The organism is Brevundimonas sp. TWP2-3-4b2 (assembly GCF_049897345.1).
Lineage (GTDB): Bacteria > Pseudomonadota > Alphaproteobacteria > Caulobacterales > Caulobacteraceae > Brevundimonas.
Window position 1 is genome coordinate 37284 of record NZ_JAFCWB010000004.1, and the last position, 18216, is coordinate 55499.

General features: G+C 63.6%; 15 protein-coding genes, 2 tRNA genes and 1 pseudogene. 9 read left to right on the forward strand and 9 right to left on the reverse strand.

Annotated features, from left to right (window positions below; all coding sequences use genetic code 11):
* Positions 1-18: 18 nt before the first annotated feature.
* The 3 genes from ACP7AS_RS10480 to ACP7AS_RS10490 all read left to right on the forward strand — a co-directional run bounded on the left by ACP7AS_RS10480 (position 19) and on the right by ACP7AS_RS10490 (position 1747).
* Positions 19-609 carry a YfbR-like 5'-deoxynucleotidase gene (locus ACP7AS_RS10480; protein ID WP_426028912.1) on the forward strand — a complete coding sequence of 197 codons (591 nt, stop codon included), beginning with the start codon at positions 19-21 and terminating at the stop codon, positions 607-609.
* 5 nt (positions 610-614) lie between these two features.
* Entirely contained in the window at positions 615-1571 is a 957-nt protein-coding gene (locus ACP7AS_RS10485; protein WP_426028825.1) for an NUDIX hydrolase, read from the forward strand.
* A gap of 86 nt (positions 1572-1657) precedes the next feature.
* Positions 1658-1747 (forward strand) — tRNA-Ser (locus tag ACP7AS_RS10490).
* A gap of 401 nt (positions 1748-2148) precedes the next feature.
* On the opposite strand, the gene ACP7AS_RS10495 is transcribed toward ACP7AS_RS10490, so the two are convergent.
* Positions 2149-3768, reverse strand: coding sequence for a recombinase family protein (locus ACP7AS_RS10495; protein WP_426028826.1), 1620 nt, complete (start codon positions 3766-3768; stop codon positions 2149-2151).
* Positions 3765-3992 carry a DUF2924 domain-containing protein gene (locus ACP7AS_RS10500; protein ID WP_426028913.1) on the reverse strand — a complete coding sequence of 76 codons (228 nt, stop codon included), beginning with the start codon at positions 3990-3992 and terminating at the stop codon, positions 3765-3767. Before ACP7AS_RS10500 ends, ACP7AS_RS10495 begins: the two co-directional genes overlap by 4 nt.
* A 375-nt stretch (positions 3993-4367) precedes the next feature.
* On the opposite strand from ACP7AS_RS10500, the gene ACP7AS_RS10505 reads away from it, so the two are divergent.
* From ACP7AS_RS10505 to ACP7AS_RS10515, 3 genes are all read left to right on the forward strand, one after another.
* A complete protein-coding gene (locus tag ACP7AS_RS10505; RefSeq protein ID WP_426028827.1) occupies positions 4368-5696 on the forward strand; it encodes a site-specific DNA-methyltransferase in 1329 nt (442 codons plus the stop codon).
* Positions 5693-6493 (forward strand): DUF5681 domain-containing protein, encoded by an 801-nt coding sequence (locus tag ACP7AS_RS10510; protein ID WP_426028828.1) that lies wholly within the window; start codon positions 5693-5695, stop codon positions 6491-6493. The genes ACP7AS_RS10505 and ACP7AS_RS10510 overlap by 4 nt, the downstream gene beginning before the upstream one ends.
* Positions 6494-6626: 133 nt before the next feature.
* A complete protein-coding gene (locus tag ACP7AS_RS10515) occupies positions 6627-6920 on the forward strand; it encodes an HU family DNA-binding protein (protein WP_426028829.1) in 294 nt (97 codons plus the stop codon).
* Positions 6921-7209: 289 nt separating this feature from the next.
* Here the strand turns inward: ACP7AS_RS10515 and ACP7AS_RS10520 are convergent, their stop codons facing one another.
* On the reverse strand, positions 7210-8727 hold the full coding sequence (locus ACP7AS_RS10520) for a DHA2 family efflux MFS transporter permease subunit (protein WP_426028830.1): 1518 nt from the start codon (positions 8725-8727) through the stop codon (positions 7210-7212).
* Positions 8728-8895: 168 nt separating this feature from the next.
* The gene (locus ACP7AS_RS10525) at positions 8896-9258 is read right to left on the reverse strand and encodes a hypothetical protein (RefSeq protein WP_426028831.1); all 363 of its coding nucleotides are present in this window, start codon (positions 9256-9258) and stop codon (positions 8896-8898) included.
* Positions 9259-9478: 220 nt separating this feature from the next.
* Here ACP7AS_RS10525 and ACP7AS_RS10530 point away from each other — a divergent pair.
* The 3 genes and pseudogenes from ACP7AS_RS10530 to ACP7AS_RS10540 all read left to right on the forward strand — a co-directional run.
* A tRNA-Lys gene (locus tag ACP7AS_RS10530) sits at positions 9479-9555 on the forward strand.
* A gap of 346 nt (positions 9556-9901) precedes the next feature.
* Positions 9902-11023 carry a hypothetical protein gene (locus ACP7AS_RS10535; protein WP_426028832.1) on the forward strand — a complete coding sequence of 374 codons (1122 nt, stop codon included), beginning with the start codon at positions 9902-9904 and terminating at the stop codon, positions 11021-11023.
* A gap of 411 nt (positions 11024-11434) precedes the next feature.
* Positions 11435-11875 (forward strand): annotated as a pseudogene (locus tag ACP7AS_RS10540) (tyrosine-type recombinase/integrase); the annotation flags it as partial.
* A gap of 239 nt (positions 11876-12114) precedes the next feature.
* On the opposite strand, the gene ACP7AS_RS10545 reads toward ACP7AS_RS10540, so the two are convergent.
* From ACP7AS_RS10545 to ACP7AS_RS10565, 5 genes are all read right to left on the reverse strand, one after another.
* The gene (locus tag ACP7AS_RS10545) at positions 12115-14088 is read right to left on the reverse strand and encodes an ATP-binding protein (RefSeq protein WP_426028833.1); all 1974 of its coding nucleotides are present in this window, start codon (positions 14086-14088) and stop codon (positions 12115-12117) included.
* Positions 14085-14609 (reverse strand): YfiR family protein, encoded by a 525-nt coding sequence (locus ACP7AS_RS10550; RefSeq protein ID WP_426028834.1) that lies wholly within the window; start codon positions 14607-14609, stop codon positions 14085-14087. Before ACP7AS_RS10550 ends, ACP7AS_RS10545 begins: the two co-directional genes overlap by 4 nt.
* 1 nt (position 14610) lies before the next feature.
* Entirely contained in the window at positions 14611-16554 is a 1944-nt protein-coding gene (locus tag ACP7AS_RS10555) for a TonB-dependent receptor plug domain-containing protein (RefSeq protein WP_426028835.1), read from the reverse strand.
* A 316-nt stretch (positions 16555-16870) separates the two neighbouring features.
* Positions 16871-17158: a YkvA family protein gene (locus ACP7AS_RS10560; protein ID WP_426028836.1), complete on the reverse strand. Its 288-nt coding sequence runs from the start codon at positions 17156-17158 to the stop codon at positions 16871-16873.
* Between the two features lie 236 nt (positions 17159-17394).
* Positions 17395-17772, reverse strand: coding sequence for a PilZ domain-containing protein (locus ACP7AS_RS10565; protein ID WP_426028837.1), 378 nt, complete (start codon positions 17770-17772; stop codon positions 17395-17397).
* Positions 17773-18216: the final 444 nt, after the last annotated feature.

Here is an 18216-nt window from a genome sequence, read left to right on the forward strand (position 1 = left end):
CCCCGCGCCTGGCAGCGCATGCTGTCCGGCCGCCGGCTCGACCTGCTCGACCCTTCGCCGTTCGACATAGAGATCGAGGACATCGCCCACGGCTTGGCGCGCGTGGCCCGCTGGAACGGCCAGACCGTCGGCGAACACGCCTTCTCCGTCGCCCAGCATTCCTGCGTCGTCGAGGAGATCGCCGCCCACCTCAAGCCGGGCCTGGAGCCGAAATGGCGGCTGGCGGCCCTGCTGCACGACGCCTCCGAATACGTCATCGGCGACATGATCTCGCCCTTCAAGGCGGCGCTGGGCGTCAACTACAAGGCCTTCGAGGCCCGGCTGGAAGGGGCCATTCACGTCCGCTTCGGCCTGCCGCCGAAGAACCCGGTCGAGATCAAGACCCTGATCAAGAAGGCCGATGTCGCCTGTGCATATTTCGAAGCGACCCAGCTGGCGGGCTTCAGCAAGAAGGAATCCCTGACCCTCTTCGGGGCTCCCCCGACGGGCTATGACCTGATCATCGAACCCCTGCCCGCCCCCGAGGCGCAGCGGCGCTATATCGAACGCTACCGGATCCTGGCCGAGGCCACCGGCGTGGCGTCCACTGCAGATGCGGGACGCACGTAGCGGGCATGGAGGGTCAGGGCGAACAGGGCATCCGGATCGGCCTTTCAGCCGTTGTCATTGCGCTCCGCGACCGCAAGGCCTGTGTCCTCACCACCCCGGGCGATGCCGCACCCGGCGAAGCGGGTGCCGCCGCCCTGCCCTTCGGCCCCTTCGACCCGGCCCGGGACCGAACCTTTGAACGGGCCCTGCGCGACTTCGTCACCGACCAGACCGGTTTCCGTCTCGGCTTCGTCGAACAGCTTTACACCTTCGGCGATCTGGGCCGTGCGTCGCCTCGAGCCACGCCGGGGCCGGACCGTCGCCGCGAGGTCTCGGTGAGCTATCTGGCCCTGACCGCCGATGCCGCCGACGCCCCGCAGGCCGAAGCCCGCTGGACTCCGGTGCTCGAGATCTTTCCGTGGGAAGACCGGCGCGACGGTCCCCCCGCCTGCCTCGCCGCCTTGATCGCCGACCTTACGGGCTGGGCCGAGAGCGACCCGCGACGTCAGGCCCGCGTCGAGTCCCTGTTCGCGACCGGCCCTTCGCACCGGTGGAACGAAGGTCAGGTGCTGGACCGCTACGAACTGCTCTACGAGGCCGGCCTGGTCGCCGAGGCGGCACGGGATCAGAACCGCCCACAGAGCGTCGACGCTCCCGGTCGCGCCATGGCCTCGGACCACCGCCGCATCCTCGCCACGGGGCTGGGCCGCCTGCGCAGCAAGCTGAAATACCGACCGGTCCTGTTTGACCTCATGCCGGCAGCCTTCACCCTGTCCGAACTCCAGACCGCCGCCGAGGCCATCGCAGGCCTGTCGCTGCACAAGCAGAATTTCCGCCGCGGCGTCGAACGCACGGGTCTGGTCGAGCCTACGGGCAGGCTGTCTGCCGCCACCGGCGGCCGTCCGGCCGAGCTGTTCCGCGTCATTGACGGCGACCTGTCCACAGGCGAGGCCCTCGGCCTGCCCCTGCCTGCGCAGCGCTAACGTGATTTCTCGGGTCCACCGCTTGCGGCGCAGGCCGTCGCCCATTAGAGAAGCCGCTCGCTCGACCAAGCGTGTATCGGCCCCGCGGAGAGGTGGCAGAGTGGTCGAATGTACCGCACTCGAAATGCGGCGTGCCTTTGCGGGCACCGTGGGTTCGAATCCCACCCTCTCCGCCACTCACCCCCGGGACAGTTCTCTGAACTGACCCCGGGCCCGTAAGGGCCCGGAACCTCGGGGCTATTCGCCGCCAAACTCCCGTACAGTCCGCTGTTATGCCCCTGCCAGAGCCGGCATTCCGTCGCCGTTGGCGGGCCAGTCTCTGCGCGAACCGGATCTGGTGGAGTTTCCCTGTTATCGGCCTGAACAGGGAAATCAGTTCTTTTTCGAGCGACCCGTCTCGCGCCCTGGAATCCTCTTTAGCCGGAGAACCCAGTCAGTGCGGGCAAGTCGCCTTGGCTGAACTTCCAACCGGCTCGAATTTAACAGGGAACAATATTCCTTGGAACAGGGACCATTTTGGCCCGGAACAGGGATCGATATTCCACAGAACAGGGAGTGTTCCCGAGCGAAACAGGGATCATTTCCCGCCGAAGCCGAGTACCCGCCGCTGCTCGGTCCAGTCCGTCGGGATACGCATCCTGAGCAACTGGTCCAGAGTAAGCGCTGGCGGCTGCCGGCCTTCGAGGATCGCCCGCTGGATATCGGGTGCGAGAAACACCAGCGGCCAAAGCCGGCGCTCATAACTGCTGGTCGGTGCCTTGCCTGAGCCAGAGAACGCGCCATCGCTTGCGTGCCACCCAAGACCGGAGGCGATCTTGTGGGCCTGCCGCAGACCTTTAACCAGCACCGGGTCGCGCCGTGCCTTGCGGACGGCCGATCCGCAGACCGGGGTAAGCACCCACGTCCGACCGCCTCGCGCCTGACAACGGACGGGGGCCACTAACACCACTCGGTCGGCGTTGGTGTCGCAAGGGTTGAGCCTCTCACGCACGTCCCGGGGTAAGGCCTTCGCCAGGAAGGCGATCCGGAGCGCCTCCGGGAGCACCTCTATTCGCTGGACCGGCTTAAGCAGCGCCGCCAACGGGCGGTCATCTCCTCCGGGAGTCACCGTCATGAGTTGGGTCCGCACCGCCTCCTCAAGGGCTTCGGCAGAGACTCGACGAAGCACCCCCTCCCGTGGCTCTATCTTGCGACCCTGCTGCAGCGGTGCCGAGACATAGTAGCGGTAGACTCGCCCGCCCCGGCCGTAGCCGAATGAAGGGCTCATCGGATGGCCGTCGGCGTCGAACACCAGTCCTCTCAGTGGGAGCTCAGCAGAGCGCAGCGGTCGCTCGTTGCGCGCCCGGGTATTGGCGGCGAGCCGCGCCTGGGCTCTTTCGAACTGGTCTGGTTCGACGATCGGCGGATGGCAGCCGACGACGCGGCTCTCTCCATGGACGATCTCGCCAAGGTAGACGCGGTTACGCAGCATGTGAAACAGGGCACCGCGGCTGAAAGGGATGCCACCCGAGCGAGTTCCTTTTGCGCTGACCCAGACCTTGGAGCGCCTCCCCTCCTGCGCCAGCCGGGCTTCGAGCGCCGAGACTGACCCCAGCTCCAGATACAGGTTGAAGATCGTCCTGACCTGCTCCGCTTCAGGCTCGTTGCGAACGAGGGTCCGGGTCGCCCGATCCGTCGGCGGGTCGTAGCCCAGCGGCGGCAGGCCGCCCATCCACATCCCCTTGGCCTTGGAGGCCGCGATCTTGTCGCGGATGCGCTCGCCGGTCACCTCGCGTTCGAACTGCGCGAAGGAGAGCAGCACGTTCAGGGTCAGCCGGCCCATGGAGGTCGTGGTGTTGAACGACTGGGTCACGGAGACAAACGAGGCTTGCGCCTTGTCGAGCCGGTCGACGATGCGCGCGAAGTCGGCAAGCGACCGGGTTAGCCGGTCGATCTTGTAGACGACAATGGTGTCGACCTTGCCAGCATCGACGTCTTCCAGCAGGCGCTTCAGGGCCGGTCGCTCGATGTTGCCGCCGGAGAAGCCGCCGTCGTCATACACATCAGGCAGGATCTTCCAGCCCTCGCTGGCCTGGCTTCGGACATAAGCCTCACAAGCCTCACGCTGGGCATGCAGGCTGTTGAAGGCCTGATCGAGCCCCGCCTCGCTGCTCTTGCGGGTGTAGAGGGCGCAGCGAACGACGGGACGAGCGCTCATGCCCCGTCCTCCTCGCCTCGCAGTCCGAAGAATCGTGGCCCGTTCCAGCGCGAGCCGGTGATCTTGCGGGCGACCTGCGACAGGCTGCGGTGCAGCTCATCGCGATGGCGCAAACGCCCGTCCGGCTCCACCACTACCTCGTGCCGCACGCCCTGCCATTCCCGGGTCAACTGCGTGCCGGGGGTGAGCGCAGTTGCGACAGGCGCCGAGGCCGGGCGGCGGATCGTGCGGCGAAGCTCGCCGTCGAGCCCACCCGCGCGCCGCCTGAATGCGCCAGGCCAGCATCAGGGCGAGGATCTCCGGCGAGCGGATCGAGGGCGGGGCTCCGAAGCGCTCGCGCCAGATTGTACGCAGGGGCTCCAGGCCGAGCTCGCCCAGGCCCGCGCAGTCGATGTCAGCTGAGTGGGTGGTGGTCATCAAGGGCCCGCGTCCGTGGGGGCTCTTCGCCCCCACCGGCACAAGCCCGGAGTGGCCGGGCGCGCAAACACTGACGCTCCGTTCCGAACCGCAGTCCAGTCGGCGAGGTATATTTTTTCGGCCCTGTGGACAGCGGCGTCAGCCGGGACTAACCGAATTAATGTTCGTGCTATGTTCACTGCATGAACGCACCCCCTGCTCCCCGAGTCGTCGAACCCCGCGCGCCTTCGGACCTCCGGCCTTACAGCCGCAACGCCCGGACCCATTCCCGCAAACAGGTCCGCCAGATCGCCGACAGCATCGAACGGTTCGGGTTCACCAACCCGGTGCTGGTCAGCGACGACGGCGAGATCATTGCCGGCCACGGCAGGGTGGAGGCGGCCAGACTACTGGGATTGGAAACGGTGCCCACGCTGCGGCTTTCGCACCTCAGCCCCGAAGAACGCCGGGCCTATGTATTGGCGGACAACAAGCTCGCTCTGAACGCAGGCTGGGATCAGGACATCTTGGCCATCGAGCTGCAGGCCCTGATCGACCTGGACTTCGACGTCACCCTGACCGGCTTCTCGCTGGCCGAGGTCGACTTCACCCTGGACGCGGCGCGCGAACGGGACCCTGAGGCACCGCCCGGCGTCGAGGATGAGATCCCGTCGATCGCCGCGGAGGCGGTCACGCGCATGGGCGATGTGTGGGTGTTAGGCCGGCACCGCCTGGTCTGCGGGGACGCCCGCGAGGCGGCTGATTACGCCCCGCTCCTGGGGGACGAGCGTGTGGACATGGTGTTCACCGATCCACCCTACAATGTGCCGATCGACGGCCACGTATGCGGCTCGGGCCGCATCCGCCACCGCGAGTTCGCCATGGGCGTCGGGGAGATGAGTCAGGACACCTTCACCGGCTTCCTCGCCGATGCGCTCAAGCCCATGGCCGCCAACTGCCGCGACGGCGCGATCGCCTTCGTCTGCATGGACTGGCGGCACATGACGGAGCTTTTGAACGCCGGGGCGGAGGTATTCTCCGAGCTGAAGAACCTGTGCGTCTGGAACAAGACCAACGGCGGAATGGGGACCTTCTACCGTTCCAAGCATGAGTTGGTGTTCGTCTACAAGGTCGGGGCAGCGCCTCACACCAACACCTTCGGACTCGGCGACACAGGCCGCTATCGCACCAACGTCTGGGACTATGCTGGCATCAGCTCCATTGGTTCGACCCGAGCAGAGGATCTGGCAATGCACCCGACCGTGAAGCCGGTCGCCATGGTGGCGGACGCTATTCGCGACTGTTCGAAGCGCGGGGATACCGTGCTGGACGGCTTCGGCGGCTCGGGCACGACTCTGATCGCCGCGGAGATCTGCGGCCGAGCCGCCCGCCTGATCGAGTTCGATCCGCACTACTGCGACGGCATCGTTCGTCGCTTCGAGCGGTTAATCGGCAAGCCGGCGGTGCTGCAGGCGACCGGAGCTTTGTTCGATGACGTCTTGGCCGAGCGGCTCAAAGGGTTGGCGGCATGAACGACCGGCCGGCAAGCATCAAAGCTGGCACGGCCCTCGTGGGTTACGCCAAGCCTCCGGCTGAGCACCAGTTCCAGAAGGGCCGCTCCGGCAATCCAAGGGGACGACCGCCGAAGAAGCGCAAGCCCGTTCAGCCGGATGACCCCGTGCTATCTCACCACCTTGGCGACCTCATCCTGCTGGAGGCGGTTCGGCCCATCCAGGTCCGGGAAAACGACCAGGTCATAGAGCTGCCGCTAATCCAGGCCGTGATCCGAAGCCTTGGTGTAGCTGCTGTCAAAGGAAGCCATAGGGCCCAGATCGCTCTCGCAGGCATGGTCAAGGCCGTGCAGGACAAGACGCTTGAAGATCGCCTGGCTCTGTTCAAATCAGCGGTGGAATACAAGGAAAGCTGGGAGGAAGCATTCCTCGCTTGCGACGCGCGGGGCGAACCCCGCCCTGAGCCCGTTCCACATCCCCATGAAATCCGCCTCAACATGCGCACCACGGAGGTCACCTACAACGGACCGGAGACGCCGGATGACAAGGCAAAATGGGACAAGCTCGTTGCCCGCCGGGCGGAAGCTCTTTCAGAAATTGCCGAAAGCAGAAAGCTCAAGAAGCGCAAGGCATGGACCGACATGCAGGAAATGCTCGACCGGGAGATCGCCTCTGAACAACGGATCGCTGACTTGGTCGAGGACATCATTCCCGATGAGAAGACCCGCCGTGAGCCGGACTTCGATCTACGGGAATGGCGAACCAAAAAGCAGGCGATCAGAAAGCTGAAAGAGAGCTTCAAGAAGGCCCCTGAATGATGATCCAATCCTGCCGGTAGAGCCTCATTCGAGCCAATAAGCGACCGTCGGCTCTCGACCCGTTGCGGTCGTTGGCGGCGACCGCTTTCAGAACTACCGTTGGCAGGTCGCACTTGGCCCGCTTTAAAGAAGAATGAGAAAAACAGAGCTCGTGGACCGTATCGCCGCCGAGTATCCACATTTAGGGACCGAGGGCGCGCGGCGGGTGGTTGAGACGATCTTGGGCAATATCGAAACCGCCCTAGGTCAAGGCAGGCGGATCGAACTGCGTGGCTTTGGGATATTCACCCCGCGTGTCTTTGCTGAGCGTGCGGCGAGAAACCCGCGGAGGGGGGATGCAATCACTGCGGTAGCCACCACGAGCACAATTTTTCGAGCGGGGAAGCGGCTCAACGAGCGACTAAATCGATCAGTCACGTCCGGTTGACGACTATCCGCTTCCCAACCCCGGTCGTCGTTCACCCCGTCCGGTTTCGGATCGGAAGTGGTTGACCGTTCCCGACTCATAGCGGCGGTAAGGAACGTCCGCTTTTCACCCCGGTCAAAACCAAAAACACTCAAACTTAGTATCGACGAAATCGGGTGCAGCTCAGTCGCCCAAAATTGGGCCTGATTAGAAGGTGCAAAACCTATCGTCACAACGCCAGTTCAACCTGTCCCGCCTCGCACGCCCAAAGCATCCGAGCGCTAATTCCTAGCGGGCCGATAGATGATCTTCAGGCGGCGCTCTGGGACGCGCGCCCCGGCGCGCTCAGCAGGCCAACGACCCCCGCCAGCACAGCCGCCGCCGCGCAGACCATCATGACTATGCGATACGCGTTGTGAAATGCCCCGGCTGCCTGGGCGTCGTCGCTCTCCCCCGCCATGACCCGGCCGAGAAGGGCCCGCCCGTCCTCACCGTCGACCAGCCCCGTGAACACCGCCGACAGCACCAGCCCCAACAGAGCCACCGCCAGCAGGCCCGCGATCCGCGCCACTGCATTGTTGACGCCCGAGGCCACGCCCGCGTGCTCCGGCTCGACCGCCCCCATCACCGCCGCCGTCAGCGGCCCCACCGCCAGCGTCATCCCGACCGCCAGCACCGTCATCCCGAGCAAAGGCCCCTCCACATATCCGGCTCCCGGTGCGGGCAAAGCCAGGAGAAACAGGCCGATCCCCGCCAGCACGGGGCCCACAGTCAGCGACAATCGCGCCCCGAACCGGTCGGCGATCCGCCCCGCCGCGCCCGAGAACAGGCCCATCACCGCCGCGAATGGCAACATCGCGCTGCCCGCCGCAGTGGCGCTCCAGCCATGGACCCGGATCAGGTCGAACGGCAAAAAGAACATGGCGCCGCCGAGCGCGAAATACAGCAGAAGGGTCAGCGCGTTGATCCCGCTGAACACCTTCGAGCGAAACAATGCCGGCGGCATCATCGGATGCTTCAGCCGCGCCTCGACGACTACGAACCCCACCAGCAGCACGGCCCCGCCGATCACCGCACCTATAACGACCGGTTCACCCAGCCCTCGATCCGGTGCGGCCGTCAGGCTCCAAGTCAGGGCGGCCAGTCCCGTCATGGCCAGAACGGCTCCGGCCCAATCCAGTCCGCACGCATCCTCGTCTCGGCTCTCCGGCACGAACTTCAGTGTCATCAGGACCGTCGCCACCGCCAGCGGGACATTGATCCAGAAGATCGCCCGCCAGTCGGCCGCGTCAGCCAGCCACCCTCCGACCAGCGGCCCGGCCATACCGAACAACGCCCCCGCCCCGGCCCAAGTCCCGAAAGCGCGGCCCCGCTCTTCGGGCGGAAACGTCGCCCCGATCAAGGCCAGCGCCCCTGGCGTTAGCAGAGCCGCCCCAACGCCCTGCACCCCCCTCCCGGCGATCAGGGCCTCGACCGTCGGGGCCAGGCCGCAAGCGATCGAGGCGGCGGTGAAGATCATCACCCCGATCAGGAACACCTTGCGCCGCCCAAACCGGTCCCCTGCCGCGCCGCCAATGAGCACCAGCGCACCGAGCGTTAATAGATAGGCGTTGGACACCCATTGCGCCGCCGCAGGGCCCACGCCGAGATCGCGCTGGATCGCTGGCAGGGCGACGCCTAGCGCCGAGCCATCTATGAAGGTCAGGCTGGACCCCAGCACAGTCGCGGCCAGAATCCACCGCTTGTGAGCCTGAGACAGGACCTTGTCCGGCACCGGCGCGGCCCGGACCTGTCCGGCGTCGCAAGGGCCGCGGTGGGATCCGGACATGGGTGACGCTCCTCAAGATGGTCGAGGCTTAGGCCGGTTCCGCTTTGTCCTTCAAGGTCCGACGGGCGGCATGCCCTTGGGGCTTTCCCCAATGCCTGCCGTCCAGCGCTGCGTGAGCGTCCGCTTTCCACCCTCAGGCGATCGTCTGTTCCCGACCCGGCGCGGACCCTATCGACCAAAATCTGCAGGGTATTCGTTGGCCGCAATGACGACCTCGTCAACCTGACCATCGGCATCGACGAACTGATGCCCCGTTGAGTTCAGGAGGGGATCAATCAGTTCCGCCATTCGACGCAGCGTGTCCCCAGCACACTCCCACGACATCGCTGGGCCCGATCTGACATGCGACCTGCCAGCCTCGGAAGAGAATGTGATCGTTACCGCGTTCTCACCATGCCCGACGTAAGCGATAGGCCGGTCCTTATCGAGCGCGCGAACCTGATCCAACAAGACAGCCATATCGGCATTGTCTCCCCAGACCAGCAGGACCGTCGAGCCTTTGAAATCGTCGAACAGCCGAGCTTGGAGCACCAGGAACGCTACTCCGGTAAAGGTCCGCTTTCCACCTTCGGGCGAGCTTCCGCTCCCGACCCATAGCGGACCCTTTGTGAGGCTCCGTCGCGGGAGAAATGCCCGTCGGGCAGGCCGAGACCCAGCAGTATCGAGAGAGCGTTGAACGGGAAGAGCCGGGGATTGGCATATCCGGTGCAAAGATGTGGGCAGGGCTTTCCAGCCTGTATCAGGTTGAGACGGGCGTTTAGCTCAGTTGCGCAGAGCGGCGGCCCCTTAAGCCGCAGGTCCGTGGTTCAAGTCCACGAACGCCCTCCATCCCGTCTCGCAGCATTCCGACCTGGCCCGCGCCTTTCGGTGCCTATGGCGCGGTCTCTGCAATGCAGGGCGCAGGATAGACCGCCAGTGTCCCATATCAGGTCGATAGGCTCATGAACCCTCAGTCAACCGCCGCACCCACCTTGATTACAGATCGATCCCGGTCGAGCGCCCTGCTGGCGCATGAGGTTATGAACCTTGGCGACCCTGAACTGGAGGACCTGATTTTCTGCTGGCGACGGGTGTCCGATCCGAAGTCGCGCAGGATCGCCCTGCAACTGATCCGTTCGATGGCCTCCTGACCATGCCTAGCCTGCGAGAAGTCCTTTCCACAGACTGGAAGTCCTTGAACGACCTGCACCGCTGGGCGTGGTTTCCAGAGCGTAGTGAAGCCGGTTGGGAATGGGTGCATCGTTTCGGTCAGGGTTACCCCGGATGGGTCCTCGAAGACCACGAAGGGGTCTGTGGCTATCTGGGTAATATCAGGCAGGATTACGCACTTCGCGGCACCTCCCTCTCGGGAGCTACGGGCTATTCCCTTATTGTCCTGCCACGCGCCAAGGGTGGGTCGCGCCTGCTACTCGATGCCTTCCGCAGTCAGCCTGACGTGTTCGCGACGTCCATCTTCAACAGCAATGATCGGGCCGCTCCAATCTATTCGCGCGAAGGCTTTACGGCCTTCCCCCAGGACTGGGCCGATACCAAGATTGTCTGGCCCCTTGCACCGATGACAATCCTCTCGGAGCGGATCGCCCGCTCGCTTTACCGAAATCGCCGGCCGTCCCGAGAACTGTTCAGCGGCGGACGTGAGAGGCCGCCCGGACCCAACGCCGCCGGATTGTCGGCCTTGGATCCCTGGACGGACGCCGCCGCGATCAATCTCTTCTATGCGGAACTCCGGAACACAGGGTCGCTGATCGCCGACCGCTCCGCCCGGGCTCTGCAAGACCGATTTTCCGACCCAGATCGTGCCGAACTGCCAATGCTCTATGGATGGCGTGACGACGACCGGTTGTCGGCCGTTGCACTTGGACAACTCGGGAAGATGTCGGAGTGTGAGGCACCCATTCTGGACATCATCGATGTCGTTTGGCTCGAACCGCGCGGAACTGCCGGGGCCGCGGCCTTGCTGGCCCAGCTCAAGACCGCGGGTCGACGGGCGGGCGCGTCCCGCATGCGGCTTTCACTGGTGAACCAGACCACAGCGGAGGTTGCGCTGAGGGTTCCGGGCGCCGTCATTCGGCACCGTCATATCCACGGTCACGTGGGCTTTGTTGCGGGCTTGGACGAAGACCTTCCATGGGCTCCGACGCCTTTTGACGGAGACTTCGGATTTTGTCTCCGGCCTCCGCCGACCAACACTCCGCAGCTTGGACGAAAGGGTCGAGCCTCTGTGCCGCCTCGTGGGAGTCCAGCATTTGACTCTGCAGCGCCGTTGTCAGCCCACCACTCCCGTGCTGGCGTCTAAATCCCGTGCCCGTCAACGGGTCCGGCTTCTGGACCCGTTCGAATGACCGCTCACCACCCACAGGGAAAAGTCGGCTCCCGACCCAACGGAGACCTTGTGGCTGACCCCGTGCCGCGGATTTTTGCCGGTCGGTTGGGTTGACTCCGCGGGACCTGTTGGCGCCCCACAGACCTCCCGATGGAGATGAACCAGCGGTGAACGGTCATGGTTTGCCGCATTCACCAAGCGAGTCTCAACATCGGTCGTCGGCGCTTGGCCGAACCCTCGAAAATGGATGACGGCTATGAAAAGCCTCAGCTCCCTCACTGTCGGCGGAATAGCGTTAGCCCTACTCGTTGCGACGCCGGCCGCCGCTCAGAACTATCAGCAGCATAACCAGGATCGCTATGGCACCCGGTACGAGGCTGTGACCTTGTAAAGCTGCGCATCGGTGATGTGGTTCAGGGCGGCGCTCTTCGTGAAAGGTCGGTCGTTGTCCAGCAAAAGACTGGTCGGCCCGTTCCATTTGAAATTACTCCGCCAGCCCGGGATGCCCTTGCCCGTTGGTTAGAAGCCCGTGGCGATCATCCATGCGATTGGCTGTTTCCAAGCCGCCTGCAAAAGAGCGAGCACATCAGCACCCGGCAGTATGCCCGGCTCGTGGATAGTTGGGTTCGAACGATTGACCTGGACGTGGGCGCGTATGGCACACACAGCCTGAGACGGACGAAGGTCGCGCTGATCTACAAGAAGACCGGCAATCTCCGCGCTTGCCAGCTACTTCTTGGACACGGAAAGCTTGAGAGCACTGTCCGCTATTTGGGCATCGAGGTTGATGACGCCTTGTCCATATCAGAGCAGATTGAGCTGTAGGCACTCGGCCCGAAAGCGGACCCTCCCAAGGTCCGCTGAGGGGGGAAAGCGGACTTTGGGTATTGCTACCGTGGGACTGGCGCTAGCCTGATTTCCGCCAGCGGAGCTGTAGGATCATCACGTGCGTCTGGAACATGCTGCAGGTCAGACGCCGCCCCTCGATCGATCCCGAATTGTCCCAGAGCAAACGGGAGCCGTACAGGTTCTTGGAGAGGGGCGAGTGGGCCGGAACTTAACTCTCAGCCGAACTGGCGGCTCGTCGCATCCGCTGCGGACAGCATTGAATCATCGTCGAGACTTGAGCTTGGGCGGGTCGGGATCGGTTGGCCGTGAACGGCCTCCTCGATCACGGCATAGAGCTTGCTAACCTCGATGGGCTTGGCCACGTGCCCATCCATGCCCGCGCTGAGATATGAGGCGATCTGGTGCGCCATGGCATTGGCGGACAACGCGATGATCGGAACCCGAGCCCTGCCCGTCCGCGTCTCTTCAGCACGGATGGCAACGGCGACGCCCACGCCGTCCAGCCGGGGCATCTGGATATCCAAGAGGACGAGATCGAAGTCTTCCATGCGCCAGCGATCGAGGGCTTCGAGGCCATCTGACGTTATGCGGAGATCGACCCCCAGAGGCTCAAGCAGCGCGCGCGCGACCATCTGATTTGTAGGGTTGTCCTCGGCAAGCAGAATCCGAAGCGGTTGCGCGCCGGGCGCGCACGGCGGGCTCTCCGCGGGCGTCGTCGGCTGTGCGGCCGGGCAGGCCCGCCTCTGCATTGGCAGCAGCAAGGTGAACTGCGAGCCACGGCCCACCGCGCTCTCGACGAGGATGTCGCCACCCATGAGCTGGGCCAGCTCCCGGCTGATCGCTAGACCTAGGCCTGATCCGCCGAAGCGGCGAGTGGTTGAACTGTCCGCCTGGGAAAATTTGGAAAAAAGTCGCGAGAGAACATCTGAAGGCATACCGATGCCCGTGTCCGAGATAACGAATTCGACGGTTGTGTCTCGTGCGCGGACCTCGACATTCACGGAGCCGGACTCGGTGAATTTGATCGCGTTCGCAAGCAGGTTCGACAGGATCTGTCGGGTTCTCATCGAGTCTCCCCGCCAGAAGCCTTCGCAGGAGGATTCAAGGGCCAGCTTGCAATCCAGACCCTTCTCGTGCGCGAGGCCCTCGAACGCGTCGAAGGCCGCCTGGACTGCGCCGGCGAGCTCGAAATCTTCCGATACGATTTCCAGCTTCCCGGCTTCAATCTTGGAGATATCGAGAATGTCATTGAGGACCGTGAGAAGCAGTTCACCGGAAGCGCGAATGACGGCTACCTTCTCTTGATGAACCGCGGGCAGACTCGCCTTTTCCAGCACCTGGGCCATACCGAGCACCCCATTGAGGGGGGTGCGGATCTCGTGGCTCATGTTCGCCAGGAATTGAGACTTGGCCAAGTTGGCTCCCTCTGCCTGGTCCCGCGCTTCGACCAAGTCCACCATGGCTGTCCGCAGCGCAGAGTCATTGTCGCGCAGCCGCTGCAGCAGGGTGTTGAAGTCTCCGGTAAGCGCAGCCATTTCATCATTGCCCTCCGGAGCGACCCGAAGATCGAAGTCTCCGCTCTCCCTGACGGCCAACATGGCGTGGGAGAGCACGCGGACAGGACGGATGACCCCGCGTGCGAGCCACGTCGAGGTAACCAGCGCGAGGGCGACAGCGCCGAGGAGGCCGAGAAGCGATACCAAGGTATAGCCGAGCACCATCTGCTCCAACTCATCGAGGGTGGAGATCAGCACGAGCGTGCCCACTGTCTCATTATCGAGTTGCACGGGCGTACTGATGACCAGCCGATCCCGCTCGAACCGCGAGCCGGTTGCCACAAAGGCGGAGGCCGGCGGGCTGTTGGCTTGATCGGCCGAGTACGCGGAGAACGGACTACCTGCGGCGTCGAATAGCCATACCGCGCTGACTCCGGGGATCTTCGCCGCGGACCCCAGTGTTTCCCGCGCAGCCTCACGATCCTGAAAAACGAGAGTAGCAGCGACGTTGGCAGCAAGGACGTCCGCAAGTACCTCGCGTTGCTCCAACAGCCTCCCCCGGTCGCTATGCCATTCGTTGACGATGAATGTGGGGTAGGCCACGAGGAGCGCGGCCAAAGCAGTTGCGACTGCTACAGCGGCAACCTTCGCCTGAATCGACGAGTTGATGAACCGGCCAATACGGTGAATCATCGAACGATGACTGCGAGTCGCAGCAGACTGGAGCTCAGGACGACTCCCGCGTTGCGGGCGTTGCGGTTATTGATTTCGAACCGGATTTGCCGTCCCACGGTAATGATCCCGATTGCACCGTTTGCGATGAAACCTTCCGAGTCGCCGATAGTGAGAACGCCCTCCCGAGCGAGCGAGGCCAGCCTCGCCGAATTGGCTTCCGCGGGGCCTACGACAGCGGCGTGACAGCTTCGATCGAAGGTACCTGTTTGCCGCACCTGCAACGATCGGTCGCCTACGGGGCGGCCGTTGAACGAGGCCAAATGCGCGGCGAGAGCGTGCCGAGGCTGAATACAGAGCACGACGGGGCTTGAAGGTGTGGCAAAGCGACTGGCGTCCCAGCTGCTGAACCGCGTGAAATTGTAGATGATCGCTGCCCGCGCTCCGGCGTCCGGAGGCGCTGAAGCCTGCCGGGCATGAGCCGTGCCTGCGGCAAGTGATGAGACCGCGATAGCGATCATTAAGAAGGGGCGGCGGTCCATGTCAGTACCGAGCCGTTACGCCGAACCAGACACGGCGTTGGACAAAAGCGGACGGACTGCCCAAGCCGGTCTCGACGATTTCCATCCGTTCTTGCTCGATCAGATTCTCGCCGAGTATGAATAATTCAAGATTCGGGGTGGGGCGCCACGAGGCCCGGAGGTCCAGATCTGTATACGCCTCGACGAGGCTGGCACTCGCGACCTCTCGGACCCACACGTCGAAATCTATCGTCTCAGTAACGTCGAACCAGGAACGTACCGAAAGTTGGCTGCCGGGCGATCGTTCCGGGTCAAAGGTATCAAGCCCCGGCACGACAAAGCCTCTCTCCAAGACATCCATGTCCATAGTGGAAGCTGCGACCTTGACCGTCCATCGATCCGTGAGACGAGCGTCGATTGCGGCTTCGAACCCCATAGTCTCTACGCGACCACCGTTGGCGAACTCCAGCGTGAGGAAAGGCTGGCCTGGCGCCGTCGCTGGCGTGGCGTTCCAGACTAGGAGGTTGTCGTACTGGTGAAGGTAGGCTGTCAGATCCAGCGACACAGCCGGACCGAGATGTCCGCGCCAGCCGGCTTCCCAAGCGAGCAGGTCCTCAGCGGCGAGATCGCCCGCCGCGGCGATTGCGATGATCGGATCGCTGGTTTGAAGCGCTGTCTCTAAGCGAGAAGGCGTGCGAACGGCGCGCGAGACCGCGCCCCATGTCGTCCATCCACGGGGGTCGGTCCAGGCGACCCGCGCGCTCGGCTGGACTTCGAGCCCAGTATACTCGTTGTGCTCGATCTTTGCGCCGAGAGAGACACGGAGCCTGTCGGGCACCAAGGTGATCTCGTCCGAGAGGTAGGCACCATACCAGCTGTCGCTGCGCTCTTCCGGAGTGAACCGGAGGAACGGCGTGGTTCCGTCAACCCGGTCGCTCCGCCACCGGTACCCCGCACCCCATACGACCTGATGGCGATCGCCGAGAGCGTAGTACTGCGAGAAGTCGATGTCCGCCTGATCGCTGACGCCATCCAATCCGCCTTCCTGCCGCTCCACATGGTCTAGGTATATCTGTAGAGAACTGACTCCACGTTCACCGGTTCGGGTCCAGCGTCCAAGGAGGTTCTGTCCGCTGAAGCGCGAACCGACAGGGGGGCCGACCGCAGCCGGCGGCTCAATATGCGAAAGAGTGGACCGGCCCCGGTACACATCGCCCTGGAGCGTGAAAGAGTCTGTCTGGTTCGGCTCGAAATCATATCTAAAACCCGCCTGACCGGCGGAGGAATCATCCCTGCGGCGGTCGGGAACCGCGTAGGCGAAACCCTCTCCTTGGTGTCCGACTACATACGCCCGCAAAGCTCCGTGCTCGCCCACTCTGGCGCCCAAGCGGAAGACAATTCGTCCGTCGTCGTCGGTGCTGTAGCGAGCCCCAGCAAGTGCGCCGAGCGTATCAGCAGCATGTTTGGTGACGACGTTGATCACACCGTTCACAGCGTTGGCGCCCCAGAGTGTGGCACCTGGCCCACGGACCACCTCGATCCGCTCGATATCCTCGACGGGCGGCATCTGCTGATCCCAAAGCACGCCCGACAGAGTCGACAGATAGATCGCCCGGCCGTCGACGAGCACCAGCAGCTTGTTCGAGAACCGGCCATTGAATCCACGCGCCGTCACGGCCGCGTTGCCGGATGCAAGGCTAGCCACTTCCATGCCTGGAACCATTCGGAAGAGTTCTGGCAGCGTAGTAACGCCGGAACGCCGGATGTCCTCCCGGCTTATGACGAATACGGCCGCTGCGGTTTCTTCCACTCGCTGCGGGCGTTTTGCTACCGAAGTGACGTTCGCCTGCAGGATTTCCTCCAGGCTCAGGTCCACGATCGGTTCCGATTGCGCGGTCGCAGGGCTGCAGAGGACGATCCACAGAAGCGAAGTGACCGCCGCGACGAATGTTTGCGTTCTGAGCATTTCCCCTCCAGCCGCAAAGCATGCATCTTCGCTCTGAAGGAAAGGTAAAGCTCTGTTATCAGCGGTGCTGTGCCAGCACCGAGCGTCGCGGCTTTGGCAAGATCGACCAACTCTTCCGCTACTTCGCAGCCCGCCCGAAGAGATCCGCCTCCCATGCATTGTGCGACGACGTGTTGGGCTGTTCATGACGCGGTGATAGATGTGTCGGCCTGCCATCATCCCGGCAATAAGGCCGCCCGGTCAGGGCAGGCGCAATCGCCATCCACGAACTGCGATGTCCGCTTTGGGTCGGGAGCCGACGGTCGCTTGAGGGCGGTTAGCGGACGTTACGCCAAAGCCAAGTAGCAGCGATCACGAACGCGACGAGCCACAGAATGACGATCAATATCGCCATTGGCTTGTTGACCGGCCTTGCCGTCGAAACAGCTTCCGCTCGAAACTCAGCCATCAGGGCGGCGGGGATCAAACGAACAGCCAGAGCAATCCCCAACGGCACGATCACGATGTCGTCGAGGTAGCCCAGTATGGGAATGAAGTCTGGGATGAGGTCGATGGGGCTGAGTGCGTAAGCCGCAACAGCACCGGCAACGATTTTTGCAGCCATAGGGGTCCGGGGGCTACGAGCCGCGATCCAGAGAGCAACGACATCACGCTTCAGGCTTCTGGCCCACGACTTGATCCGCTCCAACATGCCCGCCCTTGTGGCGGGACGATCAAAGGTCCGCAACAGGTGAGAGCGCGGCCTATCAGCAAAAGGTCCGGAGCGGAGGTGGCGGGAGGCTCCGTTGTTGCAGATTGGGAAGTCTCACCACGTTCGTGACAGCCTTCGGATGCGGCGGCCTAGTAGCCCTCGTCGCCCTTCGGGCGGAGTGTGGGCCTGCGCATTTGTGCGCCGGCCAGCCGTAACGCCTCGATCTGTCGTTCGACTGTCTGGTCCAGAGTGGCGATCAATCGAACCCCGACTTCATCGCCGCGTTGCCAAACGACATCCGCCGCATGAAGAGAACCGGACGGCTGTATCTCAAGTTTGATCCGGCCTGACACGTTGCTTCTAGAACCTAAGCGAAGCCGCGCGCCGCCCTCGTGCAAATCCCGAACAACTCCGTCGACACCCTCGCCCCAAGGACCGTGCGTAATCCGGCAGCGCAAAACACAGCGCTCCCTTCCAGCGGAACGGCGGTCGAGGTCGGGCTGCACGGAGTTCGATCCCGTCTTCATCTGCTCAACCTGCAGACAAAGTGCTTCGAAACCATTGAACGCCGGTCAGCCCCCTACCGTTGGGCGGCTTCAATGTCCGCTTTGGGTCGGGAGCGGCCAAAGGCATCGAACCGAAAAGCGGACGATCTCAGGCTGAGACGGTATGGCTGAATGTCGTGTTTCTGGCGCTCAGTGAATGACCGATTCTGGCGCACCTGAGGCTTGGCTGTTCGGCGAGTTTCGCTTCGCACCCCGTTCGTCAGGCTGGGGCACTGCTGATCAGCTTTGTCCAGTCACTTTCGACCGATGCCGGAGCGGCCAGAACCAAGTGTTGGGCGGTGTCACCCTTCTCGTTTCACAGCAAGGCCACCACTTGGATGGAAATACCTCACGCGTGCGGCACGAAGCGGGCATGAGATCGAGCCGCAAGTCTGACGCAGGCGCATGGACGGCCTTCGACGGCGA

Bases quoted from the DNA above. Each gene is read 5' to 3' on its own strand.
- ACP7AS_RS10480 (WP_426028912.1), top strand. From the start codon at position 19: ATGCTGTCCGGCCGCCGGCTCGACCTGCTCGACCCTTCGCCGTTCGAC.
- ACP7AS_RS10485 (WP_426028825.1), top strand. From the start codon at position 615: ATGGAGGGTCAGGGCGAACAGGGCATCCGGATCGGCCTTTCAGCCGTT.
- ACP7AS_RS10495 (WP_426028826.1), bottom strand. From the start codon at position 3,768: ATGAGCGCTCGTCCCGTCGTTCGCTGCGCCCTCTACACCCGCAAGAGC.
- ACP7AS_RS10505 (WP_426028827.1), top strand. From the start codon at position 4,368: ATGAACGCACCCCCTGCTCCCCGAGTCGTCGAACCCCGCGCGCCTTCG.
- ACP7AS_RS10510 (WP_426028828.1), top strand. From the start codon at position 5,693: ATGAACGACCGGCCGGCAAGCATCAAAGCTGGCACGGCCCTCGTGGGT.
- ACP7AS_RS10515 (WP_426028829.1), top strand. From the start codon at position 6,627: ATGAGAAAAACAGAGCTCGTGGACCGTATCGCCGCCGAGTATCCACAT.
- ACP7AS_RS10520 (WP_426028830.1), bottom strand. From the start codon at position 8,727: ATGTCCGGATCCCACCGCGGCCCTTGCGACGCCGGACAGGTCCGGGCC.
- ACP7AS_RS10545 (WP_426028833.1), bottom strand. From the start codon at position 14,088: ATGATTCACCGTATTGGCCGGTTCATCAACTCGTCGATTCAGGCGAAG.
- ACP7AS_RS10550 (WP_426028834.1), bottom strand. From the start codon at position 14,609: ATGGACCGCCGCCCCTTCTTAATGATCGCTATCGCGGTCTCATCACTT.
- ACP7AS_RS10555 (WP_426028835.1), bottom strand. From the start codon at position 16,554: ATGCTCAGAACGCAAACATTCGTCGCGGCGGTCACTTCGCTTCTGTGG.
- ACP7AS_RS10560 (WP_426028836.1), bottom strand. From the start codon at position 17,158: ATGGCTGCAAAAATCGTTGCCGGTGCTGTTGCGGCTTACGCACTCAGC.
- ACP7AS_RS10565 (WP_426028837.1), bottom strand. From the start codon at position 17,772: ATGAAGACGGGATCGAACTCCGTGCAGCCCGACCTCGACCGCCGTTCC.